At 37.9% G+C, this 14,146-nt stretch carries 14 protein-coding genes; 7 read left to right on the top strand and 7 right to left on the bottom strand.

Annotated elements, in window-relative coordinates; translation table 11 throughout:
- Window positions 1-207: 207 nt before the first annotated feature.
- From arsH to arsC, 5 genes are read right to left on the bottom strand one after another with little or no spacing between them, the layout of a single operon-like run.
- Window positions 208-927, bottom strand: a complete 720-nt coding sequence (gene arsH / locus EAH57_RS13560) for an arsenical resistance protein ArsH (protein WP_121930518.1) — start codon at window positions 925-927, stop codon at window positions 208-210.
- Window positions 920-1,960, bottom strand: coding sequence for an ACR3 family arsenite efflux transporter (gene arsB / locus EAH57_RS13555; protein ID WP_121930517.1), 1,041 nt, complete (start codon window positions 1,958-1,960; stop codon window positions 920-922). The genes arsH and arsB overlap by 8 nt, the downstream gene beginning before the upstream one ends.
- Before the next feature lie 11 nt (window positions 1,961-1,971).
- Window positions 1,972-2,445, bottom strand: a complete 474-nt coding sequence (locus EAH57_RS13550; RefSeq protein ID WP_121930516.1) for an arsenate reductase ArsC — start codon at window positions 2,443-2,445, stop codon at window positions 1,972-1,974.
- Between the two features lie 6 nt (window positions 2,446-2,451).
- The gene (locus EAH57_RS13545; RefSeq protein ID WP_121930515.1) at window positions 2,452-2,772 is read right to left on the bottom strand and encodes a metalloregulator ArsR/SmtB family transcription factor; all 321 of its coding nucleotides are present in this window, start codon (window positions 2,770-2,772) and stop codon (window positions 2,452-2,454) included.
- Between the two features lie 59 nt (window positions 2,773-2,831).
- Window positions 2,832-3,266 (bottom strand): arsenate reductase (glutaredoxin), encoded by a 435-nt coding sequence (arsC, locus tag EAH57_RS13540; protein WP_121930514.1) that lies wholly within the window; start codon window positions 3,264-3,266, stop codon window positions 2,832-2,834.
- 363 nt (window positions 3,267-3,629) lie between these two features.
- On the opposite strand from arsC, the gene EAH57_RS13535 reads away from it, so the two are divergent.
- From EAH57_RS13535 to EAH57_RS13505, 7 genes are all read left to right on the top strand, one after another.
- On the top strand, window positions 3,630-5,123 hold the full coding sequence (locus EAH57_RS13535; protein WP_121930513.1) for a DUF4331 domain-containing protein: 1,494 nt from the start codon (window positions 3,630-3,632) through the stop codon (window positions 5,121-5,123).
- 15 nt (window positions 5,124-5,138) lie between these two features.
- Window positions 5,139-5,378, top strand: coding sequence for a hypothetical protein (locus EAH57_RS13530; protein WP_121930512.1), 240 nt, complete (start codon window positions 5,139-5,141; stop codon window positions 5,376-5,378).
- Window positions 5,379-5,437: 59 nt separating this feature from the next.
- The gene (locus EAH57_RS13525) at window positions 5,438-6,559 is read left to right on the top strand and encodes a tetratricopeptide repeat protein (protein WP_121930511.1); all 1,122 of its coding nucleotides are present in this window, start codon (window positions 5,438-5,440) and stop codon (window positions 6,557-6,559) included.
- Between the two features lie 97 nt (window positions 6,560-6,656).
- On the top strand, window positions 6,657-8,774 hold the full coding sequence (locus tag EAH57_RS13520; RefSeq protein ID WP_121930510.1) for a TonB-dependent receptor: 2,118 nt from the start codon (window positions 6,657-6,659) through the stop codon (window positions 8,772-8,774).
- A 30-nt stretch (window positions 8,775-8,804) separates the two neighbouring features.
- On the top strand, window positions 8,805-9,668 hold the full coding sequence (locus EAH57_RS13515) for a hypothetical protein (protein ID WP_121930509.1): 864 nt from the start codon (window positions 8,805-8,807) through the stop codon (window positions 9,666-9,668).
- A 260-nt stretch (window positions 9,669-9,928) separates the two neighbouring features.
- Window positions 9,929-10,945, top strand: coding sequence for a tRNA dihydrouridine(20/20a) synthase DusA (gene dusA, locus EAH57_RS13510; protein ID WP_121930508.1), 1,017 nt, complete (start codon window positions 9,929-9,931; stop codon window positions 10,943-10,945).
- Between the two features lie 635 nt (window positions 10,946-11,580).
- The gene (locus EAH57_RS13505) at window positions 11,581-11,988 is read left to right on the top strand and encodes a CHAP domain-containing protein (RefSeq protein ID WP_416240493.1); all 408 of its coding nucleotides are present in this window, start codon (window positions 11,581-11,583) and stop codon (window positions 11,986-11,988) included.
- Between the two features lie 21 nt (window positions 11,989-12,009).
- On the opposite strand, the gene EAH57_RS13500 is transcribed toward EAH57_RS13505, so the two are convergent.
- Window positions 12,010-12,834, bottom strand: a complete 825-nt coding sequence (locus EAH57_RS13500) for a ThiF family adenylyltransferase (RefSeq protein WP_121930506.1) — start codon at window positions 12,832-12,834, stop codon at window positions 12,010-12,012.
- Between the two features lie 62 nt (window positions 12,835-12,896).
- A complete protein-coding gene (locus EAH57_RS13495) occupies window positions 12,897-14,090 on the bottom strand; it encodes an MFS transporter (protein WP_171407471.1) in 1,194 nt (397 codons plus the stop codon).
- Between the last annotated feature and the right edge of the window lie 56 nt (window positions 14,091-14,146).

Raw genomic sequence — 14,146 nt, 5'->3', positions numbered from 1 at the left:
ATAATGGATAAATAACAACCATTCAAGATTCATGCCATGACCAATATCTTGTGATCATTACTGATTTAGTAGCATCGATTATTCAGCTGAAATAGCTGAACTTATTTAACAAAATCTGCTTATGCAATATTTAAAAAAGCAGACGATCTAAACCGTGATGGCTGATTAAAACCCGCCCTTTTCAGATCGTCACTTAGGTTTGAAATTTTACTGATTACGTTGATTGACACGCTTGGAAAGTTCTTCAGCAGATTCTTTGCGTTCAGAATAACGATCGGTCAAGTAGCGACTTTGTCCACGTGTTAATAAAGTGAACTTATAAAGTTCTTCCATCACATCCACGATACGATCATAGTAAGATGATGCTTTCATACGACCATCCTCTTCAAACTCCAAAAATGCTTTGGGAATTGAAGACTGATTTGGGATGGTAATCATCCGCATCCACCGACCTAAGATACGCATTTGATTGACACTATTGAATGACTGCGATCCGCCACTCACTTGCATCAACGCTAAAGTTTTGCCTTGTGTTGCTCGTATCGCTCCACCAGCCAGTGGAATCCAATCAATTTGAGATTTAAAGATCGAACTCATAGAACCGTGACGTTCAGGCGAGCACCACACCATTCCCTCAGACCATGCCAGTAACTCGTGCAACTCTTTGACTTTTGGGTGCTCCATATCTGCATCTTCGGGTAAAGGCAGTCCTTTAGGATGAAAGATTTTCACCTCAGCCCCTAAATACTCCAAAATACGACCCGCTTCCATCACCGCCAATCGACTATATGAGCGTTCCCGATTTGAGCCATATAGCAATAAAATGCGTGGTGGATGATCTAGCTTTAACGCTTGAACCTGTTGAAATTCAGGCTTTGGCAGTAATTCAATATCAATATTCACTACATTTGAATCAGATTTATTCATTTGGAAAACACTTCTTCTTTAACCAGAGTGATACGCTTACCAGCGCAATCAATACAGGCACTTCAACCAATGGACCAATGACCGTAGTAAAAGCAACAGGCGATGCTAAACCAAAGGTTGCAATCGCCACAGCCAGAGCTAACTCAAAGTTATTCCCAGCCGCTGTAAATGAAATCGCTGTCGTGCGAGGATAATTGTTCCCCATCCACTTACTCATAAAGAAGCTGATAAAGAACATCAGCACAAAATAGATCGTCAATGGAATCGCAATACGAATCACATCCAAAGGCAAGCTCACCACATCACTGCCTTTTAAACTAAACATCGCCACGATCGTAAACAATAATGCCAGCAAACTTAATGGGCTAATTTGGGGCAAGAATTTATTTTGATACCAATCCAAACCCCTAGATTTGACCAAAATCAAACGTGTCATAAAGCCAAGGAAAAATGGAATACCCAAATAAACCAATACAGCATGGGTAATCGTCCAGAAATCGACATCGATCACCTGTCCTGCCACACCAAAATACGGTGGTAAAACGGTTAAAAACAACCAAGCATAAGTACTAAAGAATAAAATCTGGAAGATACTATTGAACGCGACCAATGCGGCGACATACTGATTATCACCACAAGCTAACCCATTCCAGACCAAGACCATAGCAATACAACGCGCCAATCCGATCAGAATTAGACCTGTCATGTACTCTGGATAGCTATGCAAAAAGATAATTGCCAATGCAAACATCAATATCGGTGCAATTAACCAGTTTTGTACCAACGACAAAATAAGCGTTTTCTTGTCTTTAAACACTTCAGGTAAAGTCGCATAGTCGACTTTTGCCAAAGGCGGATACATCATCAAAATCAAACCGATCGCAATCGGAATATTGACTGAGTCAAAACTCATTCGATCTAAAGCGACTGACGCTTGCGGAAAAAAAACGCCGATCGCAACACCCAATCCCATCGCCATAAAAATCCAAAGCGTGAGATTTCGATCTAAAAAGGACAATCCTGATTTAGCCATGTTCTACCCAATTAATCGATATGTGAGATTTGATTGATTGCTGCAATCATTTCTGGACGCGTCATATTGGCGGCATCGAGTGCAAACAAAGCATCAAGACGACGATTGATATGATCTACAGTGACTTGGAAAGCTTTAAGCTTTTCATCTTTAGGCAGCTCTAAATGTGAAGGATCAGCCAAACCCCAATGTGCTTTGATCGCCCCACCCAGATACAGCGGACATGCTTCTTGCGCAGCAGAATCACACACAGTGATCACGACATCAGCTTGGTATTGTTCGCAATCATCAATGGTTTTACTCCACAATCCCTCAGTAGAAAGATTTAAAGCTTGTAAGGTTTCGATCGTTAGTGGATGAACTTGGCCAGACGGTTTACTGCCGGCACTATATGCTTTCCATCCCTCTGGGGCACGATCGTTAAAAAGCACTTCTGATAAAATACTGCGACAACTATTTCCAGTGCACAAAAAAAGAAATTTCATGATGTTTTACTCGCAATAGCTCTGTGTTGGTAGAGCTGCTAATGGTGGGATATTACTGGGTTGCTGTGTGGTCAATACATTTAAAATGTCATGGCACCAATTTGGTAATTGCGGATTTATGCTGTAATAAACCCATTGGCTTTGACGTCGGTCTTGTAGTAATCCAGACGAACGTAACAAAGCGAGATGTCTTGAAATCTTGGGTTGGCTGAGTTGTAACATTTCCGTCAGATCACAAACACACAACTCTTTATTCTCTACAACTAAAGTGACGATATTGAGACGGGTTTCGTCTGATAAGCATTTAAAAAAATTAACTTGATCCATATTCACACCCTATTTGTTTATTTGAATATGCAGATAATCACATATCTGTACTAAATTTTTTAATTTATCCGTTGTCCATTTTCATCGATCACTTGTTCACCATCTTCTTTAGTGAAAGCACCTTTTTGCGGTAATGACAAAATATCCAAGACGATTTCTGAAGGACGACTAAGACGAGTACCCAAATCAGTTACAACGAAGGGGCGATTGATCAAAATCGGATGCTCAAGCATAAAGTTGATGAGCTGTTCATCCGTCCAATCCTCACGCTCCAATCCCAAGTCACGATATGGGTCGACATTTTTACGAATCGCCGCTCTGACCGTTAAGCCAGCATCACGAATCAATTGAATCAACTCATCACGGGTGGGTGGTGTCACAAGATACTCAATCACAGTCGGCTCAATCCCTGTATTGCGGATTAAAGCCAAGGTATTTCTTGAAGTTCCACAGGCTGGGTTGTGAAAAATCTTCACATCGAATGAAGTTGTCATTTAAATGAACTCTAGTTTGTATATTCTTATATTTTTATATACGAATTAGCATATATACTCAATATGTACTGCGCTTATTTTCTATCGATATTCTTCATAATTGTTCATTAGATCATGCAATAAAGTAAACCTTGAGCGCTGCAATTTAACCATCCTGCCATGACATTAAATACAAAACTTAAATCAGTAGTATTGTAAGCGGCACGTGCATTTCAGCCTTTATTCACGAAAAATTCACCGTCAAATTGGTACAAATTATCAGAGTCTTATATTGATCTCTATTCGATATTGAAAACTATAAGATGAATAAAACCTAATCAAAAAAAATTAAACCTAAGATCATAATGATCAAGGAGATAGACAATGGACTCTCGTCTGCTTATTGCAATTATGCTAAGTAGTTTTAGTGTAACAACATTTGCGTCAAGTCATCGCGAAGCGCCGTCAATTACTAAAATACCAAAGGTGGATGCTACAGACTTTTATATGTTTAAAAGTTATGAACCAAACCGAAGTAACTTTGTAACTTTACTCGCGAACTATCAGCCTCTACAAGATGCTTATGGTGGCCCTAATTATTTTTCACTTGATTCCAAAGCACTTTATGAAATTCATATTGATAATAATGGAGATGCACAGGAAGATATCACTTTTCAATTTAACTTTAATCAAGAACTCAAAGACCTTCAGGTACCAGTAGGTGGTAAAAATATTTCCGTTCCTTTATCAAATATTGGTCAAATAACAAATGATATGAGTTCAGCGCAAAATACGGCTGAAACCTATACTGTCACCATGATCAAAGGAGATCGTCGTAAGGGGCAACGTCAAGTGCTCGGTACTTTCAAAAAACCCTTTGATAATGTCGGTAATAAATCCATCCCAAACTATCAAGCATATGCCGATAGTTTTGTTCAAAATATTAACCTAGGTAGTTGTGGTACAGGCAAAGTTTTTGTTGGCCAACGTCAAGAATCCTTTGCAGTCAATTTAGGTGAAGTTTTTGACTTGGTAAATATCAAAATCCCAGCCACTCAACTTGCACCTTCTGGTGTAAATGCTGAAGATCAAGGTTTAAACACAATCGGCGATAAAAATGTCACCACAATCGCGCTGGAAGTTCCTCAGTCATGTTTAGTTTCTTCTAATGACACCATTATTGGCGGTTGGACTACAGCAAGTTTGCCTCAAGCCACTCTCTTAAATCCTAATCCTGAAAGCAACTTGACCAGTGCAAGTAAAGTCGGTGGTGCTTGGACACAAGTGTCACGTTTAGGTATGCCCCTCGTCAATGAAGTTGTTATTGGCTTAAAAGATAAGGATAAATTCAACGCAAGCAAACCTGAAAACGATGGACAATTTGCTGACTATGTAACCAACCCTGCCCTCCCAACACTAATCGAAGTACTGTTTAAAGATGCTACAGGTGGAGCAGTTGTAGCACCAACCAACTATCCACGTACCGATCTAGTCAACACCTTTTTGCTTGGCATTCCAGGTTTGAATCAGCCAAAAAATGTTAAAGCGTCTGAAATGCTTCGCTTAAATACAGCGATTGCTCCAACCACTAAAGATAAGCAAAACCGTCTTGGTGTAATTGGTGGCGATACAGCAGGTTTCCCAAATGGTCGCCGTCCTGGCGATGATGTGGTCGATATTGAGCTTCGTGTGGCAATGGGTTTATTGTGTACGATTGATGGCGTAAATACCGCTGTAGGCTGTAAAGCTGCAGATGCAAAAGCGGGTGGTATTAGCTTTACAGATGGTGCTTTACAGTCACCTGAACAATTTGGTACTGCATTCCCTTATCTCAATACTCCAGTGTCGGGTTCACCATTTAATACAGCTAGCAAATAACGAGGAGTGAACACTATGAAAAAGTTTATTTTTTTGTTCATGATTGGTATCGGATTAAGTGGGTGTGGTGGAGATGATAATAAATCAAAGCCTAATAATCACAACCAATCTCAAAGTGATCCTGTACTGAAAGAGACTTTGTTATTAACCAGCCAACCTCAAAGTAATTTTGAACAGGCAGAACCCAAAAGTCTGAATGTAATTTCAGAAAAAGCTATAGATAACCGCTCAAAACCTCTCAGCGTTAAATTTTAAAAAAATAAGGCTCTTAGCTTAATTCTTTTTGCTAAGAGCCTTTTTTAGGAGTCTATTAAATGTATATTCATCAAGTCACAATTATAATAATGACATCACTATATTTTAGCCCAGCCTATGCACACCCAAAACATCAACATACCCATAACAATACAAAAGTAACGAGCACAAACTACTCAAAGCAACTCAAAAATCATCAGAATGATGAACTTAGAAAACAAATCGTGAATCTCTTACTTGAAAAATCGTATGCACAAGGTGATGGCGAGTTACTGGTGCAAGCTGAAGATTTGATCCGAGCAAGTCACAACCCTTTAGATATCGAAAACAGACTACTCCAGACAAGAATTGCTCAAGCAAATCATGATTTTGATGAAGCAGAAGAAACACTACAGCACATATTAAAAAGCAATCCGAAGAATTCTAATGCAATTTTGCAGTTAGCAAACATCTATAGATTACAAGGTAAATTTAGTGATTCTTTAGCGCTATGTCATCAATTGAATGATAAAGATGTTGAATGGTATCAAGCAGGTTGTGTGCTTCAAGTAGATGCCATGACCTCGAGTTTTTCTAATTTAAAACCTAAAACAGATGAAATTTTACAATCGACGATTAGGCTAAGTAAAAATGATAAACAATGGATGGGAAATATCCTGCTCGAAATTGCGACTCGATTTAATGATCAAAACTTAGCTCAAAAGTCCATTCCATTATTATCTGTAAATAATTTACCCAATACACTCGCCAAATCGAATTGGTACATATCTCAAAAACAATATTTATCTGCATTAAACATCTTAAAAGAATATCGTTATCATGATGGTGCTCTCTATCGAATTATTCTAAGTAAACAGAAAATCAGTGATCCTTCAGCGCAAAAGGATCTTAATGAACTTACTCAAAGAGTTGAAAAACTATTAAAAGATAAAGATCATATTCATCTAAGAGAACAAGCTCAATATCTCTGGATCGCGAAAAAATATAATGAAGGTTTAAAAATAGCGGAACAAAACTGGGATATGCAAAGAGAGAGCGAAGACTTTGAAGTCTATGCAGCACTCGCGATTGACAGTAACAGCAAAAACAGTGCAGAAAAATTATTAAATTGGAGTAAAAAAACAGGTTATAGACATCCTATATATATTCAAAAATTAAAAGCTGTATTAAATCAGCTTTAATTTTAAATGATGTGAAATTAGAACTAAGTTATATTTTCACAGTGATTTCACAACCTAAAAACTAACATAAGCTATAAAAATTATATTTGTGAAGCAAATGAATACTAAAATTATTTCAGCACTTTTGATTAGCAGCGGTAATATAGCCATTCACCAAATAACGAATGCTGGTGGTGAATTCATTCACCACTTACCCACTATAAAAATCAATGCTAACGCTACGTCAAATAATGCGTTCGGTGCTGCTTTTACGTCATCACAAGGAACTATTTCGAAAGAGCAAATTGAAACACGCCCTTTATCGCGACCTGCTGAAGTTTTAGAAACGATACCTGGTGTAATCGTGACCCAACATAGTGGGACAGGAAAAGCCAATCAATTTTTCTTAAGGGGATTTAACTTAGATCATGGCACTGATTTCGCGACATCATTTGATGAACAGCCAATTAATATGGTAAGTCATGCACATGGTCAAGGTTATACTGATTTAAACTTCTTAATTTCAGAAATTATTGATTCAATTCAATATCATAAAGGAGCAACTTCAATTGAAGATGGGGATTTTGCTTCAGCAGGAACAGCAAAAATTTCAACTATTCATGCATTGGAACGGCCCTATGTACAAGTGACACTTGGAAAAAATGATTTAATGAGATTTTTGGGAGTAGGTAATTTTATTTTAGAAAGTGGTGAAGTCATTGGAGCTATTGAGAATTTAAACAATGATGGACCGTGGAAAAACCCTGAGAACTTTTCCAAACAAAATTTATTTTTAAAATACTACACTGGTAATCACAATAAAAATCAATCCTTAGGCTTTCAACATTATCAAGCAAAATGGGATGCAACAGATCAAATTCCTCAGCGACTAATTAATAATGGTGAACTCGATCGCTTCGATAGCCTCAATACAAGTGATGGCGGAAAATCATCTCGCACAGCGATTTGGTTCAATTCTAAATATAATGAAGGCAGCCAATACACCGAGCTTTCATCATATGCTATTTATAATAAGCTTAACTTATTCTCTGATTTCAGTTATTTCTTAAATGATCCTATTCGTGGTGATCAATTTGAACAAGCTGAAGAAAGAACCACTATTGGGGCAAAATATCAAAAAAGCTGGTTAACCAATTGGTATCAAAAAGAACAATTGAACTCGTTGGGTTCATCTATTAGATATGACAATATTAATGATTTAGGTCTTTATCAAACCCAAAATCGCCAACGATTTAATACAATTAGAGAAGATGATATTCACCAACTTTCTATAGCTATTTGGGCGCAAAACCAAACAAGCTGGCAACCTTGGTTAAGAACCATCTTAGGATTGCGTACAGACTATTATTCCTTCGATGTAAACTCCGATCGAAAAGAAAATAGTGGACAAAAAAATGACCATATTTTCAGTCCAAAATTCAGTCTCATTTTAGGGCCATGGAAAAACATTGAATACTATTTAAATTATGCTTATGGTTTCCACAGCAATGATGCTAGAGGAACCACCACCAAATTAAATGTTGATCCTCGAGATAGTCAATATTTACAACCGCTTGATCCTGTATCACCATTAGTAAAAACCATTAATTCTGAAATTGGTCTTAGAACCAATATAATCCCTGAGCTAACCAGTACCCTTGCCTTGTGGCGTCTTGATTCAGATTCAGAACTTATTTTTATCGGAGATGCAGGTACAACGGAATCCAGTCGCCCAAGTAAAAGACAAGGCATCGAAATATCACAATTCTACCAACCGACTGATGCTTGGATCATTGATATTGATGCTGCTTGGTCAAAAGCTAGATTTAAAAATGATAGTCCTGAAGGAAACCATATTCCAGGAGCAATTGAAAAGACCTTGGCTGCGGGTTTTACTTACAAATTGAGCGATAAGTTGAACTTCGGTGGACGTTTACGCTACTTTGGTACAAGACCTCTTATTGAAGATAATTCGGTACGTTCTAAATCTTCGACACTCGTTAATTTACAAAGCAGTTATCAATTTAATAAAAACCTGCAAGGACAGCTTGAAATATTTGATGTTTTTGACCGTAAAATCAATGATATTGAATATTACTATGCATCTTGTGCTAGCCAAGACCTAAACTCAGCTGCATGTTCTCCTTCCTCAAGCGAACGTGAAGGTATTTTTGATAAACATGTACATCCTAGCGAAGGTAGAAATCTACGCTTGACGCTGCGTTATCTATTCTAATTTAAAGGATTAGTGCGAAGGAGTTAAAGTATGTGGCCTCATCAACCCAAATTTAAAGCTTCCCATTGTGCTTTATTCTTTAGCATTATTCTTCATATGTTGATATTTATCATATTATTAAATTCAGAAGTCGAAAATAAAATAAATCAAATTCCAGAGATGAAGGTAAGCTTGGTTTCCCTAACCATGCCAACCGCTAAACAACCAGAAAACGAACTTTCAAAAATGCCTGAACCTAAGATTAAAGATATCCAAAATGATAGTAATCAAATTACCAATAGTTCGGATCCAGCGAATGAAATTTCAAATAATAATATCCATGATCCTATAGATGTGAAAAAAAATACTGAAAACTTATACACTAAAGATTTATACGACCCTTTACTTGATGCACAAAACAGGGCCAAGAAAGCAGTCATTGATGCTAAAAAAAAATCAGATTTGTATAACAACTCCTTAGAGAAATTTGATGATGATTTAAGTAAAATACTTGAAAATAAAAATTTCCGTGAAACACAGGATAACGATATTTCAAACAATTTATATAAAATTGAAATTATTAATAATTCAACAGAGACCCAAGAACACTCGCATATTATAGAACAAGCACTATTACATACCAAAATCCCAGAGGAAATACAAAAGATTAACCATCTAAAAGAAACGGTTACTCTTTTATTTAAAAGTGATATTCTCTCAAAAAAATCGGATTCTAAAACTTCAATAAAATTTATTGTAGATCCAAAAAATTTAACGATTCTAATTAAGCTCGACCCTATCGATATTTATTCAGAAGAAAAAATAGAACAATTCATCAAACAAGAAAATTTAGATCTAATTTTTATTAACTCCAATTTAAATGATGCCCCTTATTCATTTTCAGTGGAAATCTAAGAAGAATAATTGTCATACTTCATCAAAGATCACTCTACATGTGCCTTTACAGAACAATAAGTACAATCGAAATTCGATCACAGGTATGAGCTTAAGTCCAGCTTCAAGCCGCAAAAACCATTACTCCCCTTAAACAACAAACTATTTTTTCCCACGATGGTGTAAAATTCAAGATAAGTGTTAATGGCAAAACATACATTCACAGGTGTTACCATGCGTTTTCACAGATTCAAAGACTAGATTGCAAGGTATGATTTTTAATGACGCCGAACCAAACCATTGAAACAACTTCAAACCCACGAATCAGTGTAGCTCCGATGATGGATTGGACAACCAAAGATTACAGATTCTTTGCCCGTTTATTTAATCCAAATGTGGTGCTGTATACCGAGATGGTCACTACAGGTGCAATCATTTATGGTGGAGCGAATCGTCATTTAGATTTTAACAAACAAGAACATCCGATCGTGTTGCAGCTCGGTGGTTCAAATCCACAAGAATTAGCCACCTGTACCAAAATGGCTGAAGACTGGGGCTATGATGAAGTCAACTTAAACGTCGGCTGCCCAAGTGATCGCGTTCAAAATAACAAGATTGGGGCATGCTTAATGGCTGAGCCAAATCTGGTTGCGGACTGTATTCATAGCATGCAAAAAGCGGTATCAATTCCTGTGACGGTCAAACATCGTATCGGCATCGATGACATGCACTCATATGAAGAAATGCTGCATTTTGTTGATACCGTTGCAGCAACAGGTTGCACCCATTTTATCGTACATGCGCGGATCGCAATCTTGCAGGGCTTATCGCCGAAAGAGAACCGTGAAGTGCCACCTTTACGCTATGAAGATGTCTATCGTTTAAAACAAGAGCGCCCACATCTCACCATTGAAATTAATGGTGGCATCAAGACCCTTGAGGAAACCCAACAACACCTACAACATGTCGATGGTGTGATGATTGGTCGTGAAGCTTATCACAATCCCTATTTGCTCGCGGAAATGGGACAATTGTGGGACTTAGAAGCGCCTAATCGTTTCGAGATTATGCAGCAAATGATGCCGTATATTCATCAACGCGTTGCTGAGGGTGCCCCACTATCCATTATCACACGACATATTCTCGGTTTATTTCAAAACTTGCCGGGTGCGCGTAAATGGAGGCAAGCTCTGAGTGGCGGCAACGCAAAGACTATTACGGATATTGAAAATGCGATTCAGAACATCCAAGTGGCAATGCAGCGCACCGAAGACTATATTCGAGAACAGCAGCTCTAGTTTTGCTATAGATTGATACAACGAACTCTTTTATTTATACCTGTAAGGGATGATGCTCAAAGCTCATCCTCTTGATAGTTCAGTTTCTTATAAATTTTATTTATAACAGTATCTTGCGGACATTTAACGACCTTCATCTAAAATAAAATACTCTCACATAAATGATTTAAAATATCTATGCTGTTCATGAACGCACATTTAAGTGAATCACTTGTTAAATTTTCTAATGAATGACAAAGGTCTTAAAATTTTAAATATTTAAAAATATTTACATATTAAACAATAACTTGATAATAAAAAAATCAATTCTTTCTCTTTTTAATCACCCCAAAACGCTCATTTAACATACGATTTTGAAATATAATATTACAAATCATTTTATCTAAAGTTAACACTCGCCAAACTGATGATAATTAATAAAAAAATTGTTCTACGATTTAGGTAAGTTTAACCCAAGCGCCCTCAAATGATACATTATTACATTACAAAGGGGCTTTTATGCTTTTTTTCGCTTACCATGTCTTTCGCCAAGAGTCTGGCATAAGTCTGGTTATTTAGAAATGCGATAGAGATTATAAATGATTTATGATGCGCCCTCAGTTGATCACAGTATGGTTCACACCCCACCTCATCAAATGATTGTGACGACCAAAGATGTACCAAAACAGCCTTCACTCGATGTCATGGCTTTTGCACAAAAGTTAACGCGTAGAGCTTCTTATCGTAGTTCAGCACAATGTGCCAAATTCGTCAGGATCGCTTTACAATCTGCGGGTGCAAAAATCGTCAATCATCCTGTTGCAGCCTCTGATTGGGGCAAAACCTTACAAGAAATTGGTTATAAGAAAATCACCCCTGCTTTTGATCAACCGCAAAAAGGTGATATTTATATCATTCATCGTACCAAGAAGCATCGTTACGGACATATTGCTGGCTTCTCGGGGACACAATGGATTTCAGACTTTAAGCAACGCAGTCATGATATATATAAAGATAAAAATGTGACTTATAGTTACTACCGCTTAGGTTCAAATTACATCTAAATTAAGCAAGGGCTGTGAGCATCAGCCTTTCTTTGCATCTAACTTTTTCAAAACCTCTGCCACCGCAACCATCGCAAAGCTTGATGTCACCACAACAGCTGATCCATAACCACCACAACGCAAGCCTGAGCCTGGATTAAACAAAGCAGCGCTTTGTCCAGGCGCAAGATGAGGGCTATGCCCGAGTGACGTTGGACATACCTCCACATTGGAAAATGGATTATCGATTGAATACACACAAGTAATCCCAAACTTTTCTTTTGGTTTTTTACAGATTCCTTTAGAACGAAGTTGTGCTCGCAGCTTTGCCAACATCGGGTCTTGTTCAGTTTTTGATAAATCAGCCACCCGAATCTTAAGTGGATCAAGCTTGCCCCCAGCCCCACCCGATACAATCAATGGAATCTTGTTAAAGCGACAATGCAACATCAGCGCAAGCTTAGCTTTGACATCATCAATACAGTCTAAAATGATATCGGGAACAGGATTTAAAATCTCTTTGACATTTTCAGGAGTTAAGTAGTCATCTATTACATTGACTTTCATACGTGGATTGATCTGACGACAGCGCTCCGCCATCACTTCGATTTTTTCTTGCCCCAAGGTTGATGTCATCGCTGGAAGTTGACGGTTAATATTCGATGCGGCAACCACATCCATATCGACAATCGTTAACTCACCAATCCCTGTACGTGCCAGCGCTTCTACAGCCCAGCTCCCTACACCACCAACGCCGATCACCATCACATGACTGTTTTCATAATGGCTAAATGAACTTTCTCCATAAATCTTTGCCACACCAGCAAAACGGCGGTCATATTCATCATTTACAAGCACATCGGTCATAACAGTGGCGATCTATATCTTTCAATCAAAGCGCTATTTTAACTCGTTTAATATGGTTTAGGTTAGGAAGATGAGACTTTGATTGCGAATCGATGACGTCCACTTAAAATAATTAATATTACAAAAACAACAACACTCATCGATAAAGCCAACAGGTTAGCATTCATCCAACCAACCTTCGTCAAAATCGGTGCAGGTAAGAAAGCACCGAGCGTCGCGAATAAAGCAATTATGGTTTCATTAATACCTTGCACGCGATGCTTTTGCTGTTCGTTTAATCCTGCCAATAGCGTAGACGCACCTGAATAAGCAAAGTTCCAGCCTACACCCAGAATAATCAGAGCAACATTGACATAAACTCCCTCTTGCCCAAAAATTGGAATCAAAGAGGACAACATTAGTAAAACAAAACCGATATAAATCGTGCGATGTGTTCCCCAGCGTTGAATCAGCTTAGATACAAAGAATGAAGGTAGGAACATGGCCAAGACATGTAACTGAATAGAGATAGAAGCATAATGAAATGAATGGTGTTCCTTTAAATGCAAGGAAGACATAATCATCATGACATTCATAACATAGTATGCAAATGCCCCACTGATCACTGCCACAACAATAAAATTGACAGGTAATTTAGCTCGCTCTAGCGACTCAATCACAACTTGCTGTGCTTGCTGTGATTTAAATTTCTGATTCCAAACATACAAAATTGGCGACAACAACAATGCCAACACACTGAAAATTAAATAAATCGCAGTAAAATCAGGTAAGCCTTGCACTTGTTGAAATTGAATCGCCAAAACAGGTGCAATAATAGCGGCGACTACGCCGCCAGAAATAACCATCGCTGTGGCTTTCGGGATTAAATCAGAAGCAAGACGATCAGAGGCAGCAAAACGGTAAAAGTTTGCAGTAGAAATAAATAAGCCCAGTGAAAAATGACTAAGGCACAATAAATAAAACTGTTCACTTTGTAATGCAAGATAGCCAAACACACCTGCTAAAAAAAGACAAATGCATCCAAACTGGAACACTAGATGTCGACCCAGCTTTTTCATTAAGAATGAAAAGATAAATGTTGTCAGCAACATTGCCAAGAATTGCAAACCATACGGTACAGTCGCCAAGGCCTGAGTTGGCGCAAGTTTTAAGCCAACAATCGCTGAAACCGTTACCGATAATACCGCTGCAATTAAATTAAATGCTTGCGCAGCCAATAAGTAATAAACATATCTCGGCAACTGATTCAAAGCCATCATCCTCACAGATTAATGGCTATCACCTTAACGCCGAAAAGGTAAAATTCAAACAA

The sequence above is a fragment of the Acinetobacter sp. 2JN-4 genome (assembly GCF_003687745.1).
In the GTDB taxonomy this organism is placed as follows: domain Bacteria; phylum Pseudomonadota; class Gammaproteobacteria; order Pseudomonadales; family Moraxellaceae; genus Acinetobacter; species Acinetobacter halotolerans.
Note: the sequence above shows the minus strand (reverse complement) of the source record. Positions and strands in the feature narration are given on the sequence as shown.